We start from the raw sequence: 26,159 nt of genomic DNA on the forward strand, positions 1-26,159 counted from the left end.
AATATGAACGCTAGGAAAGGTAAACCCCGAGGGTTGGGTCGCGGATTATCGGCGCTCATGGCGGATGTTGCGCCGGACGCGGACGGCCGGATTTCGTCTGAGCCGCGCCGTCCTGATTTAACTGTACCAATTGAGAAACTGCAGGCGAACCCTGATCAACCCAGACGCCGGTTTGCACAGGAGCAGCTAGAAGAGCTTTCGGCATCAGTCAAAGAGAAAGGTATCATCCAACCCCTGATCGTTCGTAGTATTGCTGGTGGTCAATATGAAATTGTCGCCGGTGAACGCCGTTGGCGCGCGGCACAGATGGCACAACTCCATGATATTCCGGTTATAGTCCGAGATTTTGACGATACCGAAGTGCTTGAAGTCGCGATCATCGAGAATATTCAGCGCGCAGATTTGAATGCGGTGGAAGAGGCCGCCGGGTTCAAGCAGTTGATGGATCGCTTTGGACACACGCAGGAAAAATTGGCCGAAGCTTTGGGAAAAAGCCGCAGCCATATTGCCAATCTTCTGCGCCTTTTGTCGTTGCCGATGGATGTACAAAGCCTTGTTATTGAAGGAAAATTGTCCGCTGGACACGCGCGGGCTCTGATCACAGCGGAAAACCCTTCAGAATTGGCCAAACAAGTGGTTCGCGACGGGCTCTCAGTACGCGCGACCGAGGCATTGGTAAAGAAGCAGCAAAGTGGTGATGACAGGCCGGCGCCAAAGTCCCGTAACTTGAATGCAGGGAAAGATGCAGATACGCGCGCGCTTGAAAAAGACTTGTCTGCAATTCTGGCAATGAAGGTGAGCATAAACCACAAGGCTGGTGCGGAATCGGGACAGGTAGTGTTGTCCTATGAAAACCTAGATCAACTGGATGATCTGTGTGCCAAGCTCAGCCGTTAGGTCTGGTCCAGATAAAGATCATGACGCAGCTTAACACGACGGCCTGAATGATCAGGACGTGTGACGGCGCTGAAAGCAAGAACGACAGACCAAATACGGCGGCGACCGAAAGGGTAGCCGCCTTTTTTGCAGCCGGTCGGATGGCGCCCGAGCTTTGCCAATCGACAATTAGTGGGCCAAATGTACGGTGACTCAGCAGCCAATTATGCAGCCGAGATGAAGAACGTGCGAAGAAAAACGCGGCGAGTAGAAGAAACGGTACTGTCGGGAGCAAAGGCAGGACCACTCCGATCATGGCAAGCGCAACGCACAACAACCCTAATCCGGCCCAGAGAAATTGCATCTGTTACTCCAATAGCTCGCGGATCACGGCATTGAGCACCGCGCGCCCATCAGACGTGGCGCGCAATTGGTTGCCTTCAAGTGACAGCATGCCCAGATCAGTTAGGGTATCAATCTTTTCCAGCGACAGCTCTTTTTCTGAGAGTTGCTTGTACCTTTCAATATCTAGGCCTTCTGTGATCCTCAGACACATCATAAGGTATTCCGAGGCCTGCTCATAAGGCGCAAGTTCAAACCGGCTGCTTTCCCCGGTCCCATGATCCACCGCTGCCAGCCATTTCGTTGGCGCCAAGTGAGTTTCGGTCGCGAACTTGCGGCCATCAAGGGTGATCCTACCATGCGCGCCGGGCCCGATTCCAACGTAATCGCCATAGCGCCAATAGATCAGATTGTGCTGAGATTCGGCTCCGGGCCGGGCGTGGTTTGAAACTTCATAAGCGGGCAGCCCATGTGCTTCGCAGACCTCTTGCGTGGTCAGATACATATCAGCGGCGCTGTCATCTTCGGGCAGACCACGCAGCTTGCCGATAGCATAGCGGTCGCCAAAGGCGGTGCCGTCTTCGATGGTCAGTTGATATAGTGACAGGTGATCCACCGCCATCGACAATGCCTCGATCAACTCGGCACGCCAGGCGTCCAGGGTCTGGTGCTGGCGGGCATAGATCAGGTCAAAACTGACACGGTCAAAACAGTTACGCGCGATATCAAAAGCGGCGCGGGCCTCGGCCAATGTGTGAATTCGGCCCAGACGGCGAAGGTCTTCATCGTTTAGGGCCTGCACTCCCATCGAGATGCGGTTTACACCAGCATCACGATAGGCTGCAAATCTTCCGGCTTCGACCGAACCGGGGTTGGCCTCAAGCGTAATCTCCATATCGTTGGCGGGTCGCCAAAGGGCGCGGGCTTCGTCGATGATGGCAGAGACAGTCTCGGGGGCCATCAACGATGGAGTTCCGCCGCCGAAGAAGATCGTGTTCAACACCCGATTTGGCGTCTCGGCGGCAGAGCGTTTCAACTCACGTAGATAACACTCAAGCCAGTGTTTTTGATCAATATTCTTTGAAACATGGCTGTTGAAATCGCAATAGGGGCATTTGGCCTCGCAAAAGGGCCAATGCACATACAGGCCAAAGCCCCCGTTGCGCCAATCATCCGCCAAAGCAGCCTTTCACGAACATCTCAACCGCGCGGCCGCGATGGCTGATCTTGTTCTTTTCCCAGCGATCCATCTCGGCAAAGGTAATGTCGTGTCCCTCGGGGACAAACATCGGGTCATACCCGAACCCGTCCTTGCCACGGATCGGCCAGGTCAGATGTCCGGGTGCGATGCCCTCGAACACCTCGTCATGCCCGTCCGGCCAGGCCAGAACCAGCGTGCAGCGAAACTGAGCCGTACGTGGATGAGGCGCGTTCTTCGCCTCAAGCTCATCATGCGCGCGTGTCATGGCCATCAGGAAATCGCGGCCATTGCCGGTTTCGGCCCAATCAGCAGTGTAGACACCGGGCGCACCGTCCAGCGCGTCGATTGTGATCCCGGAATCGTCTGACAGGGCGGGCAGACCTGTGGCCTTGGCGGCGGCATGTGCCTTGATCCGGGCGTTGCCGACGAAGGTGTCCTCGGTCTCTTCCGGTTCGGGCAGGTTCATTTCGCCCGCGCCGACAACCGTCACGCCGAAGGGCTCAAGCAGATGCGCCATCTCCTCAAGCTTGCCTTTGTTGTGGGTGGCGACCAGCAACCGGTCACCATCGAACCTGCGGATCATGCGGTGGCGGCTTTCTGTGCAGCCGCCAGTTCGGCAACGCCTTTTTCGGCCAGATCCATCAACTGATCCATCTGCGCGCGGCTGAAAACGGATCCTTCGGCACTCATCTGCACTTCGATCAGCTTACCGGAACCGGTCATGATGAAGTTGCCGTCCACGCCCGCTTCGCTATCTTCGGGATAGTCCAGATCCAGCACGGGTTGGCCGGCATAAATTCCGCAGGACACGGCCGCAACAGGGTCTAACAAAGGATCAGATATCACATCGCCCGTTTTCATCAGCTTGTTCACGGCAAGGCGCAGTGCCACCCAACCGCCGGTGATTGAAGCACAGCGAGTACCGCCATCGGCCTGGATGACGTCACAGTCAACGGTGATCTGACGCTCACCCAACGCAACCCGATCCACACCGGCGCGGAAGGCGCGGCCGATCAGGCGTTGAATCTCAACCGTGCGGCCACCTTGTTTGCCGCTGGCAGCCTCGCGCCGCATCCGGGTATTGGTCGCGCGGGGCAACATGCCGTATTCTGCAGTGACCCAGCCAAGCCCCGAGCCTTTGATGAACGGTGGCACGCGGTCCTCGATCGTGGCGGTGCACAGTACATGGGTGTCACCCATCTTGATCAGGCAAGAGCCTTCGGCATGTTTGGTGAACCCCGTCTCAATTGAAACGGCGCGCATTTCGTTTAGATCACGTCCTGAGGGTCGCATGGGAATTCCTTTATCTGCTGGCTTGGGGATAACGCCCACAAGCGTTACGATGCAACCCCGATTGACCTTTCATTTTCCTGCGATTTAATGACGACCCAGCAGGGAGCCGCCGATGAGCGAAGCGAGCAAAATTCTGGACGAGATGAACGACCGGTCGCGTGAGGTGTTCCGGTTGATTGTCGAGAGCTATCTGGAAAGCGGTGAGCCCGTGGGCAGCCGGACTCTCACGCGTACTTTGTCCGAAAAAGTCAGCGCCGCAACCGTCCGCAATGTGATGCAGGATCTGGAATTTCTGGGTCTGCTCGACAGCCCTCATGTCAGTGCGGGTCGTATTCCAACCCAGCAAGGGTTGCGGATGTTCGTAGACGGCTTGCTGGAAATGGGTGATCTGGGTGCGGATGATCGGCAGAAACTGGACGAGACATTAGGTTCTAACGCGGGCGATGTGGGCGGTATGCTGGATCGTGTGGGCGCGGCGCTATCGCGCGTGACTCAAGGGGCTTCACTGGTTCTGACACCTAAGCACGAGGCCGAAATCAAACATATCGAGTTCGTCTCGCTTGGTCATGATCGTGCACTGGTGGTTCTTGTGTTTTCGGACGGGCAGGTGGAAAACCGGCTGTTCACACCTCCGCCCGGGCAGACACCAAGTTCGATGCGTGAGGCTGCGAACTTCCTCAATGCATTGATCGAAGGGCGCACGCTAAGCGAAGTGCGCCGTCAGATGCTGTCACAGATCGATGCGCGGAAGCAGGAAATCGATGTTTTGGCGCGTGAAATGGTTGAAAGCGGCATTGCCGCCTGGGACGGGGATGGCGGCGACTCGGCCCGGTTGATTGTGCGCGGACGGGCGAATCTGTTGAATGAGCCAGGCCAAGCGGAAGAGCTTGACCGAATCCGCACCCTGTTTGATGACCTTGAGCGCAAACGTGACATCGCTGAATTCCTTGAATTGACCGAGGAAGGAGAGGGTGTGCGCATTTTTATTGGCTCTGAGAACAAACTTTTCTCACTTTCGGGTTCCTCTTTGGTGGTGTCTCCATATATGAACGCTGATCGTAAGATAATCGGTGCGGTAGGGGTCATCGGGCCCACTCGTCTGAATTACGGACGGATCGTGCCGATCGTGGATTATACGGCGCAACTGGTTGGCAAGCTGATTTCCGACCGGAGCTAGAGGGTAAGAGATGGCAGAGCCCAAGAACGAAGATTTTCTGGACGACATCATGTCCGCTGAGGCGGAGGAGTTTGCCGAGGAATTTGCTGAGATCAGCGATGAGGCGCTTGAGGTCGATCAACTGCGCGCAGAGCGCGATGATTACAAAGACAAATTCATGCGTGCGCTAGCCGATGCCGAGAACGCGCGCAAACGCGGCGACAAGGCGCGTCGGGATGCGGAACAGTACGGCGGGTCGAAGCTGGCCCGCGATATGCTGCCGGTTTACGACAACATGAAGCGCGCGCTTGAGGCTGCGACGGACGAGCAAAAAGAAGTAGCCGCGGGCTTGCTGGAAGGTGTCGAACTGACCATGCGGGCGCTGAAGGATGTCTTCCAGAAACATGGGATCGAGGTGATCACTCCTGAAGTGGGTGATCGGTTTGATCCAAATGTGCATGAGGCGATGTTCGAGGCCCCGGTGCCCGGAACCAAGGCCGGCGACATCATTCAGGTTTCAGCCGAAGGGTTCATGCTGCACGACCGTTTGCTGCGCCCGGCGCAGGTTGGCGTGTCGTCGATGCCCGCAAGCTGATTGGCCTTTGGCAAGCCAAGCCTTCGGCGAGAGTATTTGTGAAAAGATGAAGGGGCGGTTAGGGTTTGGCCGCCTCTTTCAATTTGTAAATCAGGTCGAGCGCTTCGCGGGGGGTGAGTTCGTCAGGAAGGACGCTTTCCAGCATATCGGTTACGGGCGAGGACTTTGGAGCGGGTGGCGGCGGTGATGGCGCGGCTGAAAACAGCGGCAGGTCATCAATCAAAGCCTTTTGCTTGCCACCTTCACGCTCCGTTTTTTCCAATTGGTCCAACACGATACGCGCCCGGTCTACGACCGAAGTGGGAAGGCCAGCCAATTGAGCCACCTGAACGCCGTAAGACCGATCAGCTGCACCCTTGTGGACTTCGTGCAGAAAGATGACCTCACCTTCCCACTCTTTGACGGCAACGGTTGCATTTTCTACGCCGTCCAGGCTACCAGCGAGCGCCGTCAGTTCATGGTAGTGGGTGGCGAACAATGCGCGGCATTGGTTGGCTGCGTGCAGATGTTCCAGCGTGGCCCAGGCGATAGACAAGCCATCATAGGTGGCGGTGCCGCGGCCGATTTCGTCGAGGATGACGAGCGCCCGGTCGTCTGCTTGATTCAGGATCGCAGCCGTTTCAACCATTTCGACCATAAAAGTCGAGCGGCCGCGGGCCAGATCGTCTGAGGCTCCGACGCGACTGAAAAGTTGGCTGACCAGCCCGACATGCGCCTGTTCTGCCGGAACATAGCTGCCCATTTGGGCCAGTAGGGCGATCAGGGCGTTTTGGCGCAGGAAGGTCGATTTGCCGGCCATGTTGGGGCCGGTGAGCAACCAGATAGCGGCACCAGTATCGGCGCTCAGATCGCAGTCATTTGCGATGAAAGCATCGCCGTTTTGCTGCCGTAGGGCGTGCTCGACCACTGGGTGTCGCCCCCCGTGAATGTCAAAGGCCCGGGATCCGTCGACCTTTGGGCGGCACCAGCTTTCACCGCGCGCCAGATCAGCCAGCGCGGTGGTCAAATCCAATTCGGCCAACCCGCGCGCGGCCTGATTCAGCCGTGCGGCAAGCTCTAGAATTGCGCCAGAAAGCCTTTGATAGAGCCGTTTTTCAATCTCCAGCGCCCGATTGCCCGCATTCAGAATTCGTGTTTCGATCTCGGACAGCTCCACCGTTGTGAAGCGTACCTGATTGGCGGTGGTCTGGCGATGGATATAGGTTTCACTGAACGGTGGGTTCAGCATTTTCTCGGCATGGGTGGCTGTAGTTTCAATGAAATAGCCCAGCACGTTGTTGTGCTTAATCTTCAGCGACGTGATGCCGGTGTGTTCTGCATATTTTTGCTGGAAACCCGCGATAACCGAACGGCCTTCATCACGCAGGGTACGTGCCTCATCAAGCTCTGGATCAAAACCGGGTGCGATAAAGCTGCCATCCCGTGCCAGCAAGGGTGGAAGGGCAACCAGCGCATCGTCCAGCAAGGCCAACAGATCGTCAAATCCGACAAGGTTCTGAACGGCGGTGGCGAGCAGAACCGGTAGCTCCTTTGAGGCGCAAGTCTCGGCAATTGCTGCGGCTTGGGCCAATCCATTGCGGATTGCCGCCAGATCCCGCGGGCCGCCGCGCTCCAGTGATAGGCGAGACAAGGCGCGATCCAGATCGGGTGTTTTGCGCAAAGCCTCGCGCAGGTCCGAGGCGATCAGGCTGTCCTCGGCTGCAAAGCTTACCGCGTTTAGTCGGGCGTGGATCACATCCAGATTGCGCGAGGGACTCGACAGGCGTTGTTCCAGCAGCCGCGCACCGCCAGGTGTGACGGTACGATCGACGACCGACAGCAGCGAACCAGCGCGACCACCTGACAGCGACCGGGTCAGTTCCAGATTGCGCCGCGTGGCGGCATCGATCTGAACCACGCGATCTTCGGATTCTTTCAGTGGCGTTTGCAGCAGGGGCAGTTTGCCCTTTTGCGTGATCTCTAGATAGTCGATCAGAGCACCCATCGCAGACACTTCGGCGCGCCCAAAATTTCCAAACGCATCCAGCGCGCCCACATGAAACAGCCCGCAGATGCGTTTTTCAGCAGCCGTACTGTCAAAACTGGCGCGTCCGATCGGGGTAAGCGATATGCCAAGGTCCACAACGGGCTCATGCAGCTTTTCCTCGGACCCACCAACCACGATCAACTCAGACGGGGCCAGCCGCGCTAGCTCGGGGCTGAGCCGAACCGACGTCAGCGGCATCACGTGGAACGCACCGGTTGAGATATCGGCCCAGGCCAGCGCGGCTTCGTCCCGCACCTCGGCATAGGCGGCCAGAAAGTTATGGCGGCGCGCCTCCAGCAGGGCATCTTCGGTTAACGTGCCGGGTGTCACCAGACGAACAACATCGCGCTTTACGACTGATTTAGAGCCTCTTTTCTTCGCCTCCGCCGGGCTTTCCATCTGTTCGCAAACCGCGACGCGAAATCCTTTGCGGATCAGGGTCAGCAAATAGCCCTCGGCCGAATGCACGGGTACGCCACACATCGGGATATCTTCGCCATTGTGTTTGCCGCGCTTGGTTAAGGCGATGTCCAGCGCCTCGGCCGCGTTCACCGCATCCTCGAAAAACATCTCATAGAAATCGCCCATACGGTAAAACAGCAGGGCGTCAGCATGAGCCTCTTTGATCTCAAGGTACTGCGCCATCATCGGCGTGACTGTGGACAAAACCGGCCCCCTTCTGGCGTATTCCGGTCGCGACCTTACAAACCCGGCCTTGGCTGTGAAAGGCGAAAAGTATTCTCGTTGAGGCGCGGCCTTGCCTGCGCTATGACGCAACAGCCCTTAAGCCATGGAAACGACCGAAAAGATGCCCAAAGCGAAGATCACCAAAGAAGAGGCGCTGGCCTTTCACCTGGATCCCACCCCCGGCAAGTGGGAGGTGCAGGCGACCGTACCTATGACCACGCAGCGCGATCTGTCGCTGGCCTACAGCCCCGGCGTTGCGGTACCATGTGAAGCCATCGCCGAGGCGCCCGAGACGGCGTATGACTATACGAATAAGGGTAATCTGGTCGCCGTGATCTCGAACGGAACTGCGGTTCTGGGCCTTGGGAACCTGGGCGCGCTGGGCTCGAAACCCGTCATGGAAGGGAAATCGGTTCTGTTCAAACGGTTCGCCGATGTGAACTCGATCGATATCGAACTGGACACTGAAGACCCGGATGAGTTTTGCCGTGCCGTGCGCCTGATGGGGCCGACCTTTGGCGGGATTAACCTTGAGGACATCAAGGCGCCGGAGTGTTTCATCATTGAACAGCGCCTGAAGGAAGAAATGGATATCCCGGTCTTCCACGATGACCAGCATGGCACGGCGGTGATTTGTGCGGCGGGTTTGCTGAACGCGCTGCATATCTCAGGCAAAAAGATCGAAGATGTTAAAATCGTCCTGAATGGTGCGGGGGCTGCTGGGATTGCCTGTATCGAACTGCTCAAAGCCATGGGTGCGCGGCATGAGAATTGCATCGTCTGCGACACCAAAGGCGTGATCTATCAGGGCCGGACCGAGGGCATGAACCAGTGGAAGTCGGCCCACGCCATCACTACGGACCTGCGCACTCTGGAAGAGGCCATGAAGGGCGCGGATGTGTTCCTGGGCGTATCTGTCAAAGGTGCGGTGACGCAAGAAATGGTCGCCAGTATGGCTGACAATCCGGTGATCTTTGCGATGGCGAACCCCGATCCGGAAATCACGCCGGAAGAGGCGCATGAGGTCCGTGTGGACGCCATCGTTGCCACAGGGCGCAGCGATTATCCCAATCAGGTCAACAACGTATTGGGGTTCCCCTACCTGTTCCGCGGTGCGCTGGACATCCATGCGCGTGCGATCAATGACGAAATGAAAATTGCCTGTGCACACGCATTGGCGCGTCTGGCGCGCGAGGATGTGCCGGATGAAGTTGCCATGGCTTATGGTAAATCGCTGACCTTTGGCCGTGACTATATCATCCCGACCCCATTTGATCCGCGCTTGATCCACCGCATTCCACCCGCCGTCGCCAAGGCCGGGATGGATACGGGCGCAGCCCGTCGTCCGATCATCGATATGGACGCCTATGAGCTGAGCCTGAAATCCCGCATGGACCCGACGGCCAGCATCCTGCGCGGCCTGAACGCACGCGCGCGTCAGGCGCAAAGCCGGATGATCTTTGCCGAAGGTGACGATCCACGCGTCCTGCGCGCCGCGGTCATGTATCAGCGCTCGGGATTTGGTAAGGCGCTGGTCATTGGGCGGCCAGATGATGTGAAAGAAAAGCTCGAAGCCGCAGGTCTGGGGGATGCGGTGCGTGAGATTGATGTGGTGAACGCTGCCAATACCACGCATTTGGAGACCTACAAGGATTTTCTGTATCAGCGCCTGCAGCGTAAGGGCTTTGATCACAAAGATATTCACCGCCTCGCGGCACGGGATCGGCACGTCTTTTCGTCTCTAATGTTGGCGCATGGCCATGCGGATGGTCTGGTGACCGGTGCAACGCGTAAGTCGGCCCATGTGCTTGACCGTATCAACCATGTGTTTGATGCGGATGCCGCCCATGGCGCGGCAGGGGTCACCGCCGTCTTGCACAAAGGACGGATCGTTCTGATTGGCGACACGCTGGTGCATGAATGGCCCGATGAAAACGACTTGGCCAATATTGCCGAACGCGCCGCAGCGGTGGCGCGCCATATGGGGCTGGAACCTCGGGCGGCGTTTGTGAGCTTTTCGACCTTCGGTTACCCGGTGTCTGAGCGTGCCGAGAAAATGCATCGCGCGCCTGCGGTTCTGGATCAGCGTGGCGTTGATTTTGAATACGAGGGCGAGATGACGGTTGATGTGGCCCTGAATGTCGATCAACAAGCTGCGTACCCTTTCCAACGTCTGACCGGACCGGCCAATATTCTGATCGTCCCGGCGCGGCACTCGGCGTCGATTTCGACAAAGCTGATGCAGGAAATGGGCGGGGCCACTGTGATTGGCCCAATCCTGTCCGGTGTGAACAAGCCGATCCAGATCTGTTCGACGGTTTCAACCGCGAATGATATTCTGAACATGGCCATTCTGGCCTCCTGCGATATCGGGTGACTCATGACGATCTGGAACCTTGGCTCAATCAATGCCGATATGGTGTACTCGCTTCCGCATTTGCCCGAGGCGGGTGAAACCCTTGCGGCCAACGGATTGCAGAGGTTTCTGGGCGGCAAAGGTGCCAATATGTCGGTGGCGGCAGCCCGGGCCGGATCGCGGGTAGCGCATATTGGTGCAGTTGGGTCGGATGGCCATTGGGCACGGGATAGGCTGACAGAATACGGCGTGGACACGCGGCATATTGCGGAGGTGGATGTGCCCACGGGTCACGCGATCATCGCCGTAGATGCGCAGGGCGAAAACCTGATCGTTCTGTATCAAGGCGCCAATCATGCCATCTCGGATGACCAAATTGGGCAGGCGTTATCGTCGGCTGTTTCGGGTGATCTGCTGGTGATGCAGAACGAAACCAATGCACAGGTTGAAGCCGCCAAATTGGGGCGCGAAATGGGGCTGACCGTCTGTTATGCCGCCGCCCCGTTTCAGGCCAAGGCGGTACAAGCGGTTCTGCCCTATCTGGACTTCTTGATCCTGAACGAGGTTGAGGCCGAGCAATTGCAGGATGCAACAGGCATTGCACCGTCAGACTTACCGGTTGAACATGTGATCGTCACGTTTGGCTCAAAAGGCGCGCGATACTATCAGCAAGGACATGACCCTCAGGCATTTCAGGCCCATAAGGTTACTGCCGTGGATACCACCGGTGCAGGCGATACGTTTACCGGCTATGTGCTGGCTGGCATGGATCGGGGTATGCCGATGGCACAGGCAATTGCCCAAGCAAACCGTGCCGCGGCCCTGATGGTCACGCGGCACGGTACAGCGGATGTCATTCCTGATCTGAAAGAAATTTGCGAAGCGGAGTTCGACTAGGATCCGGCAAAGGGCGCCTGGCTTCCCCACAATTGTTTGACGCGCGCATCGCGACCACAGGCTTTGCGATAGGCTTTGTATGCGTTCTTTTGGCGCTTGGGTCCAAACCGGGTCAGAACCAGTTTGTCGCCCTTATAGTAATCCTGATGATATGCCTCGGCTGGATAAAATGTACCAGACTGCAAGATTGGTGTTACCACAGTTTGCCCCAGCGCGTTTTGCGCACCGCTCTTGGCCTTCTGGGCCAGCGCCTTTTCGCCTGCGTTAGAGACGAAAATGGCGGTACGATAGCTCTCACCCCGATCGCAGAACTGGCCACCTGCATCTGTTGGATCGACCGAGCGGAAGAACATGTTCAGCAAGGTTTCACGAGAAACGCGAGCGGGATCAAAGGTGATCTGTACTGCTTCGTAATGCCCTGTTCCACCTTTCGAGACCTGATCATAGGTGGGGCTTTCCGTTTTGCCGCCGGTATAGCCCGAAACCGCGCCAATCACCCCAGGTACGGATTCGAAGTCGGATTCGACGCACCAGAAACAGCCGCCAGCGACCGTCAGAGTCTCGGTCCCAGCCGCCGGGGCTGGCAAGGCACGCAGCATGGCGACCAACAGGATCAGCGCAAAAAGAAGTGAGGGCTTCAAGAATTCAAGGTAGATGGTCCGGGTCATGGCTTGTCTCCTTCCGATACCAAGCTGCCCTCAGATTTTCATCCGTGCAATGCACTGACATGATTTGTCACGCGCTGGTGAGACGAGTTTATCAGCCCAGCAACTGCCCCAACTTCATCGCCACGCCCATGTTGCCCGAGATCTTCAGCTTGCCCAGCGCGACACCGGTCATCGGGTTCAGTTTACCGCTTAGCAGTTTGGACAGGTTCTCACGCGAGATGCGGATGGTGCAGTCTGTATCTTGATCCCGAGTCGAGGCGGTATTGTCCGCCAAAACAATCACGCCCTCATCACCACAATCGAATTTTAGCGAGCCGTCAAAGCTCTTTCCGTTCAGGCCCTTCTGAATTCCGTCAGCGATGTCTTGCAGCATGATCTATCCTTCTCTGATTGACCTACGCGTAAAGACAAACATCTGATCGGGACAAGACTGACCTCACGGGAACCACGCAAAGAAAAACCCCGGTGCCTGACGGGACACCGGGGCCAATCTTAGAATTCTGACTGCTTACTTGCTCAGTCGTTTGTCGCGCGCAGCCAGAAGCTTCAGGCGCAGGGCGTTCAGCTGAATGAACCCAGCCGCATCTTTTTGGTCATACGCACCGGCATCTTCTTCAAAGGTCACATGCGCCTCGGAATACAGCGAGTGGTCCGACCAGCGGCCAACGGTTGAGGCCAGACCTTTGTACAGCTTCACGCGAACGGTGCCGGTGACATGTTCCTGAGATTTGTCGATGGCTGCCTGCAGCATCTCACGCTCGGGGCTGTACCAGAAGCCGTTATAAATCAGCTCGGCATATTGCGGCATTAGCTGGTCTTTCAGGTGCATCGCGCCGCGATCCATGGTGATGGATTCGATGCCACGATGCGCTTCCAGCAGGATGGTGCCGCCCGGGGTTTCATAGATACCGCGTGATTTCATGCCCACGAAACGGCCCTCGACCAGATCGAGACGGCCAATGCCGTGCTTGCCGCCATATTCGTTTAGCTTGGTCAGGATGGTTGCGGGGCTCATCGCCTCGCCATTGATGCTGACCGCGTCGCCTTTTTCAAAGCCAATCTCGATGAACTCAGGCTCATTCGGCGCGTCTTCGGGGTGGACGGTGCGCTGATACACATAGTCGGGTGCCATATCGGCAGGATCTTCCAGAACCTTACCCTCGGACGAGGTGTGCAGCAGGTTGGCATCGACCGAGAACGGAGCCTCACCGCGCTTGTCCTTGGCAATCGGAATTTGGTTTGCTTCGGCAAACTCCAGCAGCTTGGTGCGGCTGGTCAAATCCCACTCACGCCAAGGAGCAATGACCTTGATGTCGGGGTTCAGCGCGTAAGCGGCCAGTTCGAACCGCACCTGATCGTTGCCCTTGCCGGTCGCACCATGGGCGACGGCATCCGCACCGGTCGCTTCGGCAATCTCAACCAGACGTTTCGAGATCAACGGGCGCGCAATCGATGTACCCAGCAGATACAGGCCTTCATACTGCGCATTGGCGCGGAACATAGGGAAGACGAAATCGCGAACGAATTCCTCGCGGATGTCCTCGATATAGATGTTTTCGGGCTTGATCCCCAGCAGCTCAGCCTTCTTGCGGGCTGGCTCAAGCTCTTCGCCCTGACCCAGATCGGCGGTGAAGGTCACGACCTCACAACCATACTCGGTCTGCAGCCATTTCAGAATGATCGAGGTATCAAGGCCACCGGAATAGGCCAGAACAACTTTCTTGGGCGCGGACATCTGACTTCCCTTTATGCGTAGAACGCTTGGCCCCTAACGGGTTTTGGACGCGGGGGCAAGCTGTGTGGATTGACGCAGCCCGGGAATTGGGGTGAAACGGGCGGATAGAGAACAAGGATTGGTTGAGAGGGCAGATTCATATGTTGGGATGGCAGATATTTGTGCATTCGGTGCGGATGGTGTTTGGAAACCTGAAGCAGGTTCTGCAGATAACTGTTGGCCCTGCGCTGATTGCGACCATCGTCATCGTAGGTCTGTTTGTGGCGCTTGGTATCCCGCTTGAGGCGCTTGACGAGAATGCGGGTGATCTGCCGCCGGGTGTATCCGCAGGCTCAGTTTTTGTTTTCGTGTTCGCTTTGCTCGTGGTGATATTCATCACGATGTTCTGGATTGCAGTTTCCTGGCACCGTTTCATCCTGCTGGAAGAATATCCCACTGGAATTCTACCGACATTCCGGTTTGATCGAATCCTCGCCTATTTCGGACGTATTCTTTTGCTGGGGATTTTGATGATGGTCGCGTATATCCCTATGGGTTTGATCTTTGTAGTGTTGGGACAGGGCCTTGCAGGGATTTCAGTCATACTGACGGTCGCCTACACGGTTTTCTTGATCATATGCTTCTACCGATTGTCGATTATTCTACCGGCCGCTGCGATAGGAAGCCCGATCTCTTTCAGCGATGCTTGGAACAATACGACAGGGGTCGGCGGTGCGATCCTGTTGCTTTTACTTGTCGCCTTCCTGTTTCAGGTATTGGTGCAACTGGTATTCATGGCGCTGGCATTCATTCCGATTTTAGGAGTTTTGTTGAGTGTGTTTTTCGGCACGCTTGTCCTTCCGATGATCAACGTCAGCATATTTACCACAATGTACGGCGTCTTCATCGAGAAACGCGAACTCTCCTGACCCGCGTACACATATGTATTCCTTGCCCTTTCAGCGATGATGGGGCAGGGACTCCAGCATGACTGATTTCGCAACCCGTGCCCGCGCCGCTGAACAGGCGATGCGTTCCGTCTTTCCGGCAACTCCATTGCAGCGGAATGCCCATCTGTCTGATCGCTACGGGGCGGATATCTGGCTCAAGCGCGAAGACCTCAGCCCGGTGCGGTCGTATAAAATCCGCGGTGCGTTCAATGCGATGCGCAAACAGCAAGGGCAAGAGCTGTTTGTCTGCGCTAGTGCGGGCAATCATGCGCAGGGCGTGGCCTATATGTGCAAGCATCTGGGGGTGAAGGGTGTGATCTTCATGCCAGTGACCACGCCGCAGCAGAAGATTCAGAAAACCCGCATCTTTGGTGGCGATAATATCGAGATTCATCTGACCGGTGACTATTTCGACGACACGCTGGCCGCTGCTCAATCCTGGTGCGCAGAACAGGGTGGGTACTTCCTGTCTCCGTTCGATGATGCGGATGTGATCGAGGGGCAGGCCTCGCTGGCGGTCGAGATCGAAGAGCAATTGGGCCGCGTACCCGATCATGTGATCCTGCCTGTTGGCGGTGGCGGCATGTCCTCGGGTGTGGCGACGTGGTATGGTGATCGAACGCATTGCCTGTTCGTGGAACCAAAGGGTGGTGCGTGCTTGCATGCGGCAATGGCGGCAGGGCACCCAGTGGCGCTGGATCACGTGGACAATTTTGTCGACGGCGCAGCGGTTGGCAAGATCGGCGCGAAACCTTTTGAGCTGTTGAAAGATCGCCACCTGTCCGACGTTCTGGTCCTGTCCGAGGATCGCATCTGTACCACGATGATTGAGATGTTGAATGTCGAAGGCATCGTGCTTGAGCCGGCCGGCGCTTTGGCGATTGAGGCTGTTGCCGATGTCCAAAGCTTTATCCGTGGCAAGACCGTTGTTTGTGTGACGTCTGGCGGCAATTTCGATTTCGAACGTCTGCCCGAAGTCAAAGAGCGCGCCCAGCGCTATTCCGGGGTGAAGAAATACTTCATCCTGCGCCTGCCGCAGCGTCCTGGCGCGCTGAAGGAATTCCTGAATATCCTTGGCCCCGATGATGACATCGCACGGTTCGAATATATGAAGAAATCAGCGCGCAACTTCGGCTCGGTCCTGATTGGTATCGAAACCCGCAAACCCGAGAATTTCATGCGTCTGTTCGCCCATCTGGACGAGGCCGGGTTTACCTACACGGACATCACCGAAAACGAGACGCTGGCGCAGTTTGTGATCTAGCGCAGGTTCTCGGCCAGACCGGCCTGAAACAGCGTTTTTGATTCGTCATAGGCCGCGATGATCTCGGGCAGGTCTACCGCAGCACGGTCGCCTGCAGCGGCCCGGCGCTCGCCATCCTGACACAGCTTTGAAAAGCTGTCGAAACCCAGACTCAGAGCGCTGCCTTTCAGGAAATGCAAGTTTTGCTCAATCTCGGCGCGCGCCGTATCAGTGCGCAGCTTGATGATGACTTCCTGAACCTCATCCAGAAAGATTTCGACAACCTCGTCGAACTCATCTGCGCCAACCTCATCGCGCAACTGTCTGACTCTGGACCACTGAATCATGCCACCCTCTTGCGGTTGCATATTGGTAGCTTGCTGAAGGTAAAGACCGGGTTAAACCCCGGCCACTTGATTTTTCATAGGATGTTAAGCTGCCAACCTTAGCTTGGCGACAACAGGAGAGTTGAACAAGTACAGGGACTTCATGGTGCCGGATGCCAGTCATGTCGAGACCCGGGTCGAGCTGGATTTTGGCGCGATCCGCAAGGTTCTCGTTGTGGACGACAGTCGTCTGCAGCGGCGGATTTTGGTCGCCTCGCTAAAGAAGTGGGGTTTCGAAGTGCTTGAGGCAGACAATGGTGAAGCAGCGATTGATCTTTGTGTGACCGACCCGCCCGATCTGGTGCTCAGTGACTGGGTCATGCCGGGCATGAGCGGGCTGGAATTCTGTCGCGCTTTCCGGGAACTGGATAGCGAGCAATACAGCTATTTCATTCTTCTGACCTCAAAAAGCGAAAAGCAAGAGGTCGCGAAGGGGCTGGATGCCGGGGCTGATGACTTTCTGATCAAACCGCTTGAGGCGGATGAGCTGCGCGCACGCATCTCGGCGGGTGCGCGCATTCTGGACATGCAGCGCGAGTTGTCGCGAAAGAACCAGATGATCGAAACAGCGCTGAACGAGTTGAAGCTTGCCCATGATGCGATCGACAAGGACCTGATGCAGGCCCGAAAGATTCAGGAATCGCTGGTGCCCGAGCTAAAGGGGGCGTTTGGCAAATCACAGGTCAGCCTGTTGCTGAAGCCCTGTGGTCATATCGGCGGTGATCTGGTGGGAATGTTCTCACCCGGTGTCAATCGGCTGGGATTCTACAGCATCGATGTCTCGGGCCACGGGATTACATCCGCGATGATGACGGCCCGTCTGGGCGGATATCTGTCCAGCAAACATTTCGATCAGAACATCGCGATGGAACGTCGGTTCAACAAATTCTACGCCCTACTGCCGCCGGAAGAGGTTGCGTGTCTGCTCAATTCTCGCCTGATCGCAGATGCGGGGATCGAAGAGTATTTCACGATGGTCTATGCCATCATTGATCTGCGCAACGGGCATCTGAAAATGGTACAGGCGGGGCACCCGCATCCGCTGTTGATGCGCCATACTGGAGAAACCGAGTTTTTGGGCGAAGGCGGGTTGCCGATTGGTCTGCTGCCTGAGGCGCAGTTTCAGCAGACCGAAACCTATATGCAGCCGGGCGACAAGCTGCTGTTGCACTCGGACGGCTTCACCGAATGCCAGCTTGCCGATGGCAGCTTGCTGGATGATGACGGGCTAAGGAAAATGGCTGCTGAGTGCGTCGCAGACCACGGAGGGCCAGAGTTCCTCGACGACATGTTCTGGCGGCTTACTCAGGTGATGTCACCCGATAGCGGAATGACGGATGATGTGTCAGCCGTGTTCTTCGAATATAACGGTCCTTAAAGCCCTTGCAGGTGGCGCTGGGCGAAATGGGCGTCACCCTCGTTGCCCAACAGATGCACGGCATCTGCGGTCTCCATCCACATGGCTTCGTGAATGTCTTCGGTTGGTGGCCCCATGCGGCGAATGGGGCGGGCGCGATAGATCAGGCACACTTTCTCGGCCCAAAGGTCGTATTCGGGCATATAAGTGAACCTGCGAAACGCACCCACGCGGCGGGGTGTGGCGATCAACCAGCCGGTTTCCTCATAGACTTCGCGATGCAGCGCCGTGATGGGTGATTCCCCCGGATCGATGCCACCACCGGGCAGCTGCAAATCGGGCCCGGGTTCCAGCTGACAGGTCAGAAGCAGGCGATTGCCCTGAGGTAGCAGAGCATATACGCCAACGCGCCGCGTGTAGGCGCGACCGGCTTCGGGGCTTTCGCCGAACCGTCTGATCATGTAAGGCCCCTTTCAACCAAAACTGTTCAACCTATATGGTGGCGGTATGCCAACCTGTGGCGTTTAAGGAAACCCCATGTCTATTGGAACCAAAATCGCGTGGGACGATACGGTCCTGCCCTTTCAACTCGATGTCTCGGACATGCGCGGCCGCGTGGCGCGGCTGGATGGCGTGTTGGATGGCATCCTGAAACAGCACGATTACCCCGAGGTGGTCGAGGCGCTGGTGGCCGAGATGGCCTTGCTGACCGCATTGATCGGCCAGACCATTTCGCTGCGTTGGAAACTGTCCTTGCAGGTACAGTCCAAAGGCGCCGTGCGGATGATCGCCACCGACTATTATGCGCCGCAGGTCGAGGGTGAGCCCGCGAAGATCCGGGCCTATGCAAGCTTTGACCGCGATCGGCTGACCGATGTAGCACCGTTTGATCAGGTGGGCGAGGGCTATTTCGCCATCATGATCGACCAGGGTGAGGGCACACAGCCCTATCAAGGCATCACTCCGTTGGCCGGTGGATCGCTCAGCGCCTGTGCCGAGGCTTATTTTGCGCAGTCCGAACAGCTGCCGACGCGATTCTCACTGAGTTTCGGCAAATCGACTGAGCCCGGTGTCGGTGAACACTGGCGTGCGGGCGGGATCATGCTGCAGCACATGCCCAAAGCTTCGCCTTTTGCAGCATCCAGCGAAGGCAGTGGTGAGATTTTGACTGCCGCTGATTTGGTCGAAGGTGAAGAAGGTGAAAACTGGGGTCGTGTGAACATCCTGCTCGACACGGTGGATGATCTGGAACTGATCGGGCCAGTGATCGCGCCGACCGACTTGTTGGTGCGCCTGTTTCACGAGGAACAACCGCGTGTCTATGACGCGCAGCAGGTGCAGTTCGGGTGTACCTGTTCGGAAGAGCGTGTGCGCCAAAGCCTGTCGATCTACTCGGCGCAGGACATCGCGAAAATGACGACAGACGAGGGCACCGTTACAGCCGATTGCCAGTTCTGTGGTGCACATTACGTGCTGGACCCGACAACCGTCGGGTTCGAGGCCGAAGGTTCGGATGGCGCGTGACCTGATCTCGGAACTGGCGACGGCGCTTACCCGTGATGGATCAGCGTCCAGTGACTTTGACCTGAACCCGGAAACGGTGCTGCCTGCGGGGCGAAAACTGCGCCCTGCAGGTGTGTTAGTGCCTGTTTCTGTCGTTGGTGACACGGCGCGGTTGATCCTGACCAAGCGCTCTTCGGCGCTGAAACACCATCCCGGCCAGATCGCCTTTCCCGGCGGAAAACAGGATGAAGGCGACTCCGATGTCACCGCAACAGCCCTGCGCGAAGCCCGGGAAGAGATTGGCCTGCCACCCGAGATGCCGCGCATTCTGGGTCATCTGCCAATCCATGAAACCGTTACCTCTTTTTCCGTCACGCCGGTTGTTGCGATCCTTGAATCTAGCTTCGAGGCCATCCCTGAGCCCGGAGAGGTTGAGGAGGTTTTTTCAGTTCCGCTTGCGCATGTTCTGAACCCAGAGAATTATGTCGTCGAGTCGCGCCGGTGGCGCGGTCAAAGACGGTATTACTATGCCGTACCCTATGGGCCCTACTATATCTGGGGCGCGACGGCGCGGATGCTGCGGGGACTGGCAGCGCGGATGAGTGTATGAAGCGGATCACGGAAGACTGGTTAACAGAACAAGCCACTCAGGATGTGTGCACGGCTTTGACGAATGGCGGGGCACAAGCGCTTTTTGTTGGCGGTTGCGTGCGCAATGCGTTGCTGCATGCTCCGGTCTCGGACATTGATATTGCTACAGATGCAAGGCCGGAACGGGTAGTGGAACTGGCGCAGAAAGCTGGGCTTAAGCCGATCCCGACTGGAATAGAACACGGCACTGTTACCGTTGTCAGCAAAGGCATCCCGCATGAGGTCACGACATTCCGGCGCGATGTCGAGACGGATGGCCGGCGTGCGGTTGTGGCTTTTTCCGACAAGGTAGAAGAAGACGCCGCGCGGCGCGATTTCACTATGAACGCGATCTATGCCCAGCCTGATGGCACGATTTTCGATCCCCTGGATGGCTTGCCGGACCTGCAGGCGCGACGGGTGCGCTTCATTGGCGAGGCCAGTGATCGTATCAAAGAAGATTATCTGAGATCGCTCAGATACTTCCGGTTTCACGCTTGGTATGGCGACGCAGATCTGGGCTTTGACCCCGATGCGCTAGATGCTATTGCCGCGAATCTGGACGGGTTAGAGACACTTTCGCGCGAACGGGTCGGCGCTGAGATGCTTAAACTTTTGGCTGCGCCCGATCCTGCACCATCAGTTGCCGCCATGCGCAGCACCGGCGTTCTGGCGCAGCTTTTGCCCGGAGCGGATGACCGGGCGCTGGCGATCCTGATTCAGCTGGAACATGACGCCCATGCCACACCCGAAGCGATTCGCCGTTTGGCTGCGATTGCGCCACCCGAAGTGGCCAAGACATTGCGACTTAGCCGGGCTCAATTGCAGCGCCTGACCCGGATGCGCGACGAAGCGATGGCAACAACCAGCGTCGCAGAACTGGGGTATCGCTATGGATCGGAAGGTGGATTGCACGAGACGCTATTGCGTCACGCATTTCTTGAACAGCCCTGGTCAGAAGACCTGAGCCAAGCCTTGCAACAAGGGGCCGCAGCCAGTTTCCCGATCAAAGCGGCGGATTTGATACCCGCATTCACCGGCCCTGCGCTGGGCGGAAAACTGGCCGAGCTTGAGGCGCGCTGGATCGCGTCGGATTTTGCACTCAGCCGCGAAGAATTGCTGGCCGAATAAATTGAAGTCTCAAAAGGGGATGACAAACCCGATTTGATTTGGCAGGGTGCGCGTGACTCGAATGGAGGGAGGAATGCGAATGTATTACGGGATCTGGTTCGGCTAAAGCGCAGAACACGTGACCCGTTGGGGTGGTGTTCTAGCGCCATCTTTCTTCGCATTTCCAAGTTACCTGCTCAATCGGAGCACTCTCCATGTTTCGCTACTTTGAAAATCTCATTGACCCTTTTGTTGCCTATGAACAGGTAGACAGGCCGCCGACGCAGCTCTGGCCCTTCATGCTGAGCTATTCACAGCCTTTCAAACGCGTCTTTGTGCTGGCCGCGCTGATGTCCGTGATCGTTGCTGCGGTTGAGGTCGGGCTGATCTTCTATATGGGCCGCGTTGTGGACCTGTTGGGAAGCACACCTGCTGAATTCTGGCAAGCGCACGGGACTGAGTTGATCGTCGTCGCCGCGCTGATCCTGTTCATTCGCCCCGTTCTGCAATTGGTCGATGTCTTGCTCCTCAACAATACGATCCTGCCGAACTTTGGTACTCTGATCCGTTGGCGGGCCCATAAACATGTTCTGCGTCAATCAGTTGGCTGGTTCGAGAATGACTTTGCCGGGCGTATCGCCAACCGGGTCGTGCAGACTCCGCCCGCCGCGGGTGAGGTCGTCTTTCAGGTCTTCGACGCAATCTCGTTCTCGATCGCCTACATGATCGGTGCGGCCATTCTGCTGATGGCGGCTGATCCGCACCTGTTGTTGCCGCTGTTGATCTGGCTGGTGTTTTATGGCGCTTTGGTTCGGTGGACCGTCAAGCGGGTCGGACCCGCGTCGCAAGCCGCATCCGATGCGCGTTCGACCGTAACGGGGCGCGTGGTGGACAGCTATACCAACATTCACTCCATCAAGATGTTTGCCCATGACACGCAGGAACAGGATTATGCGCGCGAGGCGATTGCAGAAACCCGCCGCACATTCCAGATCGAGATGCGGATTTTCACCATTATGGATGCCGCCCTAGTAGCGTTGAACGGTGTGCTCATCGTGGGGGTCGTTGGCTGGGCGATCCTGCTTTGGGCGCAAGGTAGCGCTACGGTCGGTGTGGTGGCCGCCGCCACAGCCTTGACGCTGCGGCTGAATGCCATGACTGGTTGGATCATGTGGGCGCTGACCAGCTTCTTCCGGGAATTGGGCATCGTTGCCGAGGGTATGCAGACCATCGCACAGCCCATCGACTTGTTGGATGAGACCGATGCGAAACCCTTGCGGCTGGGCAATGGCCAGATCGAAATCCGTGATCTTTCGCACCATTATGGCCGTGAAGCCGGGGGGTTGGATCACATCAACTTGACGATCAAACCAGGTGAGAAAATCGGATTAATCGGCCGCTCCGGTGCCGGAAAATCGACTCTAGTAAAGCTGCTTTTGCGGTTTTACGATGTCGAGCAGGGCGCGATCCTGATTGATGGCCAAGATATCTCGAAGGTCACGCAGGACAGTTTGCGTGGCCATATCGGGATGGTCCAACAAGACAGCGCTCTGCTGCATCGATCGGTGCGGGCCAACATCCTCTATGGTCGCCCTGATGCGACCGAGGAACAGATGGTCGCCGCTGCGAAACAGGCCGAGGCGCATGAGTTCATCCTTGACCTGCGGGATCCGGAAGGCCGGACTGGCTACGATGCGCATGTGGGCGAGCGGGGCGTGAAACTCTCGGGTGGTCAGCGGCAGCGGGTGACGCTTGCGCGGGTGATCCTCAAAGATGCTCCGATTTTGCTGTTGGACGAGGCCACATCCGCCCTAGATTCCGAAGTCGAAGCGTCGATTCAGGAAACACTCTACGGCATGATGCAAGGTAAAACCGTGATCGCCATTGCGCACCGGCTCAGCACGATTGCGCAGATGGATCGTATTCTGGTGATGGATGGTGGTCGGATCGTTGAACAGGGCGGCCATTCTGACCTGCTGGCGCAAGGAGGGCTTTACGCCCAGTTCTGGGCGCGGCAATCTGGGGGCTTCCTGAACCCGGAGGCCGCTGAATGAGGATTGCCGACCTCATCCAACCGTTCAAAAACATCGAAACGCCCCCGCCGCAAACGCTGGGGGCGTTCATTCGCTGGAGCCTGACCGGCGCCTGGCCCATGCTATTCCTCGCCGCTGCGTTCTCGGCAATTGCAGGCGCGATGGAGGCGGGCAACGCTTGGGTTTTGGGACGCGTCATCGACCTGGTCACCGCCAATGGGCCAGAGGCAATACTGGCCGGGGGTAATCTAGCGATCCTTCTGGGCGCTATTGCATTCTTTATGTTGCTGCGCCCAGCGCTGTTCGGCCTGTCTTCGGTGGCCAACAACTACATCGTTATGCCCAACATCACACCGCTGGTGCTGGCCAAGCTGAACCGATGGACACTGGGCCAGTCGGTAACCTATTTCGACGATGACTTCGCCGGGCGTATTGCTCAGAAACAAATGCAAACCTCGAACGCAATGACGCAAGTGGTTTCGGAAACGATCAGCGCGATTGTCTTCGCTTTGGCCTCACTTGCGGGGTCTTTGCTTTTGTTAGGGTCTATTCACCCCCTGGTCATGGTCCCGTTTGTGGCGTGGCTCGGGGTCTATTTCCTGTTGGTGCGCTGGTACTTGCCTCGTATCCGTCTTCGCTCAGCGGCACGGGCCGGGGCGCGGGCGATGGTGTCAGGGCAGGTGGTGGATACGATCACCAACATCAAAACCGTCAAGCTATTTGCCCATTCCGAATTCGAAGATCATGCGGCGCGGAACTCGATGGTCGATCTGCGTGAACGCTCGCTTGAATTCGGTAAGTTGTCGGCCAGTTTCCGGTTCATTTTGATGACGCTGGCTGGGGTTCTACCCATCCTGCTTATTGGCGCGACGCTTTGGCTTTGGCAGGCTGGCACCGCCACTGCCGGAGATATCGTGGCGGCCGGGGCTGTTGCGATCCGCATCTCACAAATGACAGGCTGGGTCAGTTTTACCCTGATGGGCCTTTACGCCAATATCGGTGAGATTGAGAACGGCATGCGCACTTTGACCAAACGCGATCGGGTTGAGGACGCACCAGATGCCTCGACGCTGACCGTTTCAACAGGTGAGATCGCCTTTGATCATGTCAGTTTTGCCTATGGCCGCGATATCGGAGGCGTGTCCGATCTGCATTTCACCGCTGCGCCGGGCGAAAAGCTGGGCATCGTCGGGGCATCGGGTGCCGGGAAATCGACCTTGGTTTCGCTCCTACTTAGGCTCTATGACGGGGAAAAAGGCGCAATTCGCATCGATGGCCAGGATGTCAGCCAAGTGACACAGGACAGTCTGCGACAGCAGATTGGGATGGTCACGCAGGAAACCGCAATGTTCAACCGTTCAGCGCGCGAGAACATCCTCTATGGTCGCCCCGATGCAACCGAAGCCGAGATGATCGAGGCGGCCACAAAGGCCGAAGCGCATGAGTTCATTCTTGGGCTACAGGACGCGCAGGGCCGCACGGGCTATGATGCGCATCTTGGCGAACGGGGCGTGAAGCTAAGCGGTGGTCAACGGCAGCGGATCGCGCTGGCCCGTGCCATTCTGAAAGATGCCCCGATTTTGGTGTTGGACGAAGCAACCTCGGCGCTGGATTCTGAAGTTGAGGCGTCGATCCAAACCGCGCTGCACCGGGTGATGCAGGGCAAGACCGTGCTGGCGATCGCGCACCGCCTGTCCACACTCAGCGAGATGGACCGGATCATCGTCCTGGATCACGGGCACATCGTCGAAAGCGGTACGCATGAGGCCCTGTTAGAGCGCGGAGGGCTTTACGCCCGGTTCTGGCACCGTCAGTCGGGTGGTTTCATTCAGGCGGAAGCGGCGGAGTAAATCACCTCGGAGGGGTTTTGTTGCGCCCAAACCCCCGTTATCAGGCCCCTATGACGCAGCACTACACCATAACCCGCCTTGGTCATCAGGGCGACGGGATCGCCGATGGTCCGATCTATGCCCCGCGCACTCTGCCGGGCGAAGTGGTGAGCGGTGTGCTCAATGGGCAGGTGCTGACAGATATCCGCGTTGAAACGCCCTCGGATCAGCGGGTCAAAGCCCCTTGTCGTCACTACAAAGCCTGTGGTGGCTGCCAATTGCAGCACGCGGCTGATGAGTTTGTTGCCGATTGGAAGGTCGACGTGGTGCGCAACGCGCTGGCCGCGCAGGGGCTCGATGCCCCGATGCGGCCCATTCATACCTCACCTGAACGTTCGCGCCGCCGCGCCACAATCGCAGTGCGTCGAACGAAAAGGGGAACTCTAGCCGGGTTTCACGGCCGCGCCTCGGACACGATTACCGAGATACCTGATTGCCATCTGCTGCACCCAGACCTGACCAAAGCGATCCCGGTGGCCGAGGCATTGGCGCTTCTGGGTGGCAGCCGCAAAGGTGTGCTGGCCGTAACGCTGACTCTGTCCGAGAGTGGCTTGGATGTGTCGGTCAAAGGCGGCAAGCCGCTGGATGGCCCATTGGAACTGGCGCTGGCTCAGGCGACCGAACAACATGGCCTTGCTCGGCTCAGCTGGGACGATGAGGTTATCGCTATGCGCGCACCTCCGGTGCAGCGCTTTGGCGTGGCTGATGTTGGGCCTCCTCCCGGTTCCTTCTTGCAGGCCACAAAAGACGGAGAACAGGCTCTATTAAAGGCAGTTATGGAGGCAACGCAGGGGGCCAAGCGCATCACCGATCTGTTCGCAGGGTGCGGAACCTTCTCACTCCCGCTGGCTCAGATGGCTGAAATTCACGCTGTCGAAGGCGGGGCCGAGATGACCAAGGCTCTGGATCAGGGCTGGCGCAGGGCTCAAGGCCTGAAACAGGTCACAACCGAGGCGCGCGATCTGTTCCGCCGACCGCTCATGCCCGATGAACTGCGGAAATTCGATGCCGTTGTGCTTGACCCGCCGCGCGCGGGCGCCGAGGCGCAGGTGACCGAGCTGGCACAGGCGCAACGCCCGGTGATCGCCTATGTCTCATGCAACCCGGTGACCTTCGCCCGCGATGCAAAAATGCTGGTTAACGCCGGATATACCCTTGAATGGGTACAGGTGGTTGACCAATTTCGATGGTCGTCACACACCGAACTTGCCGCCCGGTTCACCCTGAACCCGTAAATCTGAGTTAAG

General features: G+C 57.5%; 24 protein-coding genes. 14 read left to right on the top strand and 10 right to left on the bottom strand.

What is annotated here, in order from left to right; translation table 11 throughout:
* Window positions 1–3: 3 nt before the first annotated feature.
* Complete coding sequence (locus ACR0B3_RS18520; protein WP_480810342.1) at window positions 4–897, top strand: ParB/RepB/Spo0J family partition protein; 894 nt, start codon at window positions 4–6, stop codon at window positions 895–897.
* Here the strand turns inward: ACR0B3_RS18520 and ACR0B3_RS18525 are convergent.
* Genes ACR0B3_RS18525 through rph form a run of 4 tightly spaced genes read right to left on the bottom strand, consistent with a single transcriptional unit; the run spans window position 887 to window position 3,712 of the window.
* Window positions 887–1,240 (bottom strand): YbaN family protein, encoded by a 354-nt coding sequence (locus ACR0B3_RS18525; RefSeq protein ID WP_170684724.1) that lies wholly within the window; start codon window positions 1,238–1,240, stop codon window positions 887–889. The genes ACR0B3_RS18520 and ACR0B3_RS18525 overlap by 11 nt on opposite strands.
* A 3-nt stretch (window positions 1,241–1,243) precedes the next feature.
* Window positions 1,244–2,398, bottom strand: a complete 1,155-nt coding sequence (hemW, locus tag ACR0B3_RS18530) for a radical SAM family heme chaperone HemW (protein WP_480810343.1) — start codon at window positions 2,396–2,398, stop codon at window positions 1,244–1,246.
* Window positions 2,388–3,002 carry an RdgB/HAM1 family non-canonical purine NTP pyrophosphatase gene (gene rdgB, locus ACR0B3_RS18535; RefSeq protein ID WP_480810344.1) on the bottom strand — a complete coding sequence of 205 codons (615 nt, stop codon included), beginning with the start codon at window positions 3,000–3,002 and terminating at the stop codon, window positions 2,388–2,390. Before rdgB ends, hemW begins: the two co-directional genes overlap by 11 nt.
* On the bottom strand, window positions 2,999–3,712 hold the full coding sequence (gene rph, locus ACR0B3_RS18540; RefSeq protein ID WP_480810345.1) for a ribonuclease PH: 714 nt from the start codon (window positions 3,710–3,712) through the stop codon (window positions 2,999–3,001). Before rph ends, rdgB begins: the two co-directional genes overlap by 4 nt.
* Window positions 3,713–3,824: 112 nt before the next feature.
* Here rph and hrcA point away from each other — a divergent pair, with 112 nt between their 5' ends.
* Both hrcA and ACR0B3_RS18550 read left to right on the top strand, forming a co-directional pair.
* Window positions 3,825–4,889, top strand: a complete 1,065-nt coding sequence (gene hrcA, locus ACR0B3_RS18545; RefSeq protein WP_480810346.1) for a heat-inducible transcriptional repressor HrcA — start codon at window positions 3,825–3,827, stop codon at window positions 4,887–4,889.
* A 10-nt stretch (window positions 4,890–4,899) separates the two neighbouring features.
* A complete protein-coding gene (locus ACR0B3_RS18550; RefSeq protein WP_480810347.1) occupies window positions 4,900–5,463 on the top strand; it encodes a nucleotide exchange factor GrpE in 564 nt (187 codons plus the stop codon).
* Between the two features lie 58 nt (window positions 5,464–5,521).
* Here the strand turns inward: ACR0B3_RS18550 and mutS are convergent, their stop codons facing one another.
* On the bottom strand, window positions 5,522–8,137 hold the full coding sequence (mutS, locus tag ACR0B3_RS18555) for a DNA mismatch repair protein MutS (RefSeq protein ID WP_480810418.1): 2,616 nt from the start codon (window positions 8,135–8,137) through the stop codon (window positions 5,522–5,524).
* Window positions 8,138–8,297: 160 nt separating this feature from the next.
* Here mutS and ACR0B3_RS18560 point away from each other — a divergent pair, with 160 nt between their 5' ends.
* Both ACR0B3_RS18560 and ACR0B3_RS18565 read left to right on the top strand, forming a co-directional pair.
* On the top strand, window positions 8,298–10,553 hold the full coding sequence (locus ACR0B3_RS18560; RefSeq protein WP_480810419.1) for an NADP-dependent malic enzyme: 2,256 nt from the start codon (window positions 8,298–8,300) through the stop codon (window positions 10,551–10,553).
* A 3-nt stretch (window positions 10,554–10,556) separates the two neighbouring features.
* Window positions 10,557–11,429 (top strand): ribokinase, encoded by an 873-nt coding sequence (locus ACR0B3_RS18565; protein WP_480810348.1) that lies wholly within the window; start codon window positions 10,557–10,559, stop codon window positions 11,427–11,429.
* Here ACR0B3_RS18565 and msrA read toward each other — a convergent pair.
* From msrA to ACR0B3_RS18580, 3 genes are all read right to left on the bottom strand, one after another.
* Complete coding sequence (msrA, locus tag ACR0B3_RS18570) at window positions 11,426–12,097, bottom strand: peptide-methionine (S)-S-oxide reductase MsrA (RefSeq protein ID WP_170684760.1); 672 nt, start codon at window positions 12,095–12,097, stop codon at window positions 11,426–11,428. The two genes, ACR0B3_RS18565 and msrA, sit on opposite strands and share 4 nt — an antisense overlap.
* Before the next feature lie 91 nt (window positions 12,098–12,188).
* On the bottom strand, window positions 12,189–12,470 hold the full coding sequence (locus ACR0B3_RS18575; RefSeq protein ID WP_480810349.1) for an SCP2 sterol-binding domain-containing protein: 282 nt from the start codon (window positions 12,468–12,470) through the stop codon (window positions 12,189–12,191).
* Between the two features lie 135 nt (window positions 12,471–12,605).
* On the bottom strand, window positions 12,606–13,832 hold the full coding sequence (locus tag ACR0B3_RS18580; RefSeq protein ID WP_170684764.1) for an argininosuccinate synthase: 1,227 nt from the start codon (window positions 13,830–13,832) through the stop codon (window positions 12,606–12,608).
* A 140-nt stretch (window positions 13,833–13,972) separates the two neighbouring features.
* Here ACR0B3_RS18580 and ACR0B3_RS18585 point away from each other — a divergent pair, with 140 nt between their 5' ends.
* Window positions 13,973–14,740 carry a hypothetical protein gene (locus ACR0B3_RS18585; RefSeq protein WP_480810350.1) on the top strand — a complete coding sequence of 256 codons (768 nt, stop codon included), beginning with the start codon at window positions 13,973–13,975 and terminating at the stop codon, window positions 14,738–14,740.
* A gap of 58 nt (window positions 14,741–14,798) precedes the next feature.
* Window positions 14,799–16,025, top strand: coding sequence for a threonine ammonia-lyase IlvA (ilvA, locus tag ACR0B3_RS18590; protein ID WP_480810351.1), 1,227 nt, complete (start codon window positions 14,799–14,801; stop codon window positions 16,023–16,025).
* On the opposite strand, the gene ACR0B3_RS18595 is transcribed toward ilvA, so the two are convergent.
* The gene (locus ACR0B3_RS18595; RefSeq protein WP_480810352.1) at window positions 16,022–16,351 is read right to left on the bottom strand and encodes an Hpt domain-containing protein; all 330 of its coding nucleotides are present in this window, start codon (window positions 16,349–16,351) and stop codon (window positions 16,022–16,024) included. The two genes, ilvA and ACR0B3_RS18595, sit on opposite strands and share 4 nt — an antisense overlap.
* A 142-nt stretch (window positions 16,352–16,493) precedes the next feature.
* On the opposite strand from ACR0B3_RS18595, the gene ACR0B3_RS18600 reads away from it, so the two are divergent.
* Entirely contained in the window at window positions 16,494–17,768 is a 1,275-nt protein-coding gene (locus ACR0B3_RS18600) for a PP2C family protein-serine/threonine phosphatase (protein WP_480810420.1), read from the top strand.
* On the opposite strand, the gene ACR0B3_RS18605 is transcribed toward ACR0B3_RS18600, so the two are convergent.
* On the bottom strand, window positions 17,765–18,208 hold the full coding sequence (locus ACR0B3_RS18605) for an NUDIX hydrolase (RefSeq protein WP_480810353.1): 444 nt from the start codon (window positions 18,206–18,208) through the stop codon (window positions 17,765–17,767). The two genes, ACR0B3_RS18600 and ACR0B3_RS18605, sit on opposite strands and share 4 nt — an antisense overlap.
* Window positions 18,209–18,284: 76 nt before the next feature.
* On the opposite strand from ACR0B3_RS18605, the gene hslO reads away from it, so the two are divergent.
* The 6 genes from hslO (at window position 18,285) to ACR0B3_RS18635 (ending at window position 26,147) form a co-directional block, all read left to right on the top strand.
* Window positions 18,285–19,271 (top strand): Hsp33 family molecular chaperone HslO, encoded by a 987-nt coding sequence (gene hslO, locus ACR0B3_RS18610; protein ID WP_480810354.1) that lies wholly within the window; start codon window positions 18,285–18,287, stop codon window positions 19,269–19,271.
* On the top strand, window positions 19,261–19,860 hold the full coding sequence (locus ACR0B3_RS18615; RefSeq protein WP_480810355.1) for a CoA pyrophosphatase: 600 nt from the start codon (window positions 19,261–19,263) through the stop codon (window positions 19,858–19,860). The genes hslO and ACR0B3_RS18615 overlap by 11 nt, the downstream gene beginning before the upstream one ends.
* Entirely contained in the window at window positions 19,857–21,011 is a 1,155-nt protein-coding gene (locus ACR0B3_RS18620; protein ID WP_480810356.1) for a CCA tRNA nucleotidyltransferase, read from the top strand. Before ACR0B3_RS18615 ends, ACR0B3_RS18620 begins: the two co-directional genes overlap by 4 nt.
* A gap of 194 nt (window positions 21,012–21,205) precedes the next feature.
* Window positions 21,206–23,044, top strand: a complete 1,839-nt coding sequence (locus ACR0B3_RS18625) for an ABC transporter ATP-binding protein (RefSeq protein ID WP_480810357.1) — start codon at window positions 21,206–21,208, stop codon at window positions 23,042–23,044.
* Window positions 23,041–24,873: an ABC transporter ATP-binding protein gene (locus ACR0B3_RS18630; protein ID WP_480810358.1), complete on the top strand. Its 1,833-nt coding sequence runs from the start codon at window positions 23,041–23,043 to the stop codon at window positions 24,871–24,873. The genes ACR0B3_RS18625 and ACR0B3_RS18630 overlap by 4 nt, the downstream gene beginning before the upstream one ends.
* 50 nt (window positions 24,874–24,923) lie before the next feature.
* Window positions 24,924–26,147, top strand: a complete 1,224-nt coding sequence (locus ACR0B3_RS18635) for a class I SAM-dependent RNA methyltransferase (protein WP_480810359.1) — start codon at window positions 24,924–24,926, stop codon at window positions 26,145–26,147.
* Window positions 26,148–26,159: the final 12 nt, after the last annotated feature.

Source organism: Ruegeria sp. CE9, assembly GCF_056537425.1.

Excerpts from the sequence above, each read along its gene's own strand:
- ACR0B3_RS18520 (WP_480810342.1), top strand. The coding sequence starts at position 4 with ATGAACGCTAGGAAAGGTAAACCCCGAGGGTTGGGTCGCGGATTATCG.
- ACR0B3_RS18525 (WP_170684724.1), bottom strand. The coding sequence starts at position 1,240 with ATGCAATTTCTCTGGGCCGGATTAGGGTTGTTGTGCGTTGCGCTTGCC.
- rdgB (WP_480810344.1), bottom strand. The coding sequence starts at position 3,002 with ATGATCCGCAGGTTCGATGGTGACCGGTTGCTGGTCGCCACCCACAAC.
- rph (WP_480810345.1), bottom strand. The coding sequence starts at position 3,712 with ATGCGACCCTCAGGACGTGATCTAAACGAAATGCGCGCCGTTTCAATT.
- hrcA (WP_480810346.1), top strand. The coding sequence starts at position 3,825 with ATGAGCGAAGCGAGCAAAATTCTGGACGAGATGAACGACCGGTCGCGT.
- ACR0B3_RS18550 (WP_480810347.1), top strand. The coding sequence starts at position 4,900 with ATGGCAGAGCCCAAGAACGAAGATTTTCTGGACGACATCATGTCCGCT.
- mutS (WP_480810418.1), bottom strand. The coding sequence starts at position 8,137 with ATGATGGCGCAGTACCTTGAGATCAAAGAGGCTCATGCTGACGCCCTG.
- ACR0B3_RS18560 (WP_480810419.1), top strand. The coding sequence starts at position 8,298 with ATGCCCAAAGCGAAGATCACCAAAGAAGAGGCGCTGGCCTTTCACCTG.
- ACR0B3_RS18565 (WP_480810348.1), top strand. The coding sequence starts at position 10,557 with ATGACGATCTGGAACCTTGGCTCAATCAATGCCGATATGGTGTACTCG.
- msrA (WP_170684760.1), bottom strand. The coding sequence starts at position 12,097 with ATGACCCGGACCATCTACCTTGAATTCTTGAAGCCCTCACTTCTTTTT.
- ACR0B3_RS18575 (WP_480810349.1), bottom strand. The coding sequence starts at position 12,470 with ATGCTGCAAGACATCGCTGACGGAATTCAGAAGGGCCTGAACGGAAAG.
- ACR0B3_RS18580 (WP_170684764.1), bottom strand. The coding sequence starts at position 13,832 with ATGTCCGCGCCCAAGAAAGTTGTTCTGGCCTATTCCGGTGGCCTTGAT.
- ACR0B3_RS18585 (WP_480810350.1), top strand. The coding sequence starts at position 13,973 with ATGTTGGGATGGCAGATATTTGTGCATTCGGTGCGGATGGTGTTTGGA.
- ilvA (WP_480810351.1), top strand. The coding sequence starts at position 14,799 with ATGACTGATTTCGCAACCCGTGCCCGCGCCGCTGAACAGGCGATGCGT.
- ACR0B3_RS18595 (WP_480810352.1), bottom strand. The coding sequence starts at position 16,351 with ATGATTCAGTGGTCCAGAGTCAGACAGTTGCGCGATGAGGTTGGCGCA.
- ACR0B3_RS18600 (WP_480810420.1), top strand. The coding sequence starts at position 16,494 with ATGGTGCCGGATGCCAGTCATGTCGAGACCCGGGTCGAGCTGGATTTT.
- ACR0B3_RS18605 (WP_480810353.1), bottom strand. The coding sequence starts at position 18,208 with ATGATCAGACGGTTCGGCGAAAGCCCCGAAGCCGGTCGCGCCTACACG.
- hslO (WP_480810354.1), top strand. The coding sequence starts at position 18,285 with ATGTCTATTGGAACCAAAATCGCGTGGGACGATACGGTCCTGCCCTTT.
- ACR0B3_RS18615 (WP_480810355.1), top strand. The coding sequence starts at position 19,261 with ATGGCGCGTGACCTGATCTCGGAACTGGCGACGGCGCTTACCCGTGAT.
- ACR0B3_RS18620 (WP_480810356.1), top strand. The coding sequence starts at position 19,857 with ATGAAGCGGATCACGGAAGACTGGTTAACAGAACAAGCCACTCAGGAT.
- ACR0B3_RS18625 (WP_480810357.1), top strand. The coding sequence starts at position 21,206 with ATGTTTCGCTACTTTGAAAATCTCATTGACCCTTTTGTTGCCTATGAA.
- ACR0B3_RS18630 (WP_480810358.1), top strand. The coding sequence starts at position 23,041 with ATGAGGATTGCCGACCTCATCCAACCGTTCAAAAACATCGAAACGCCC.
- ACR0B3_RS18635 (WP_480810359.1), top strand. The coding sequence starts at position 24,924 with ATGACGCAGCACTACACCATAACCCGCCTTGGTCATCAGGGCGACGGG.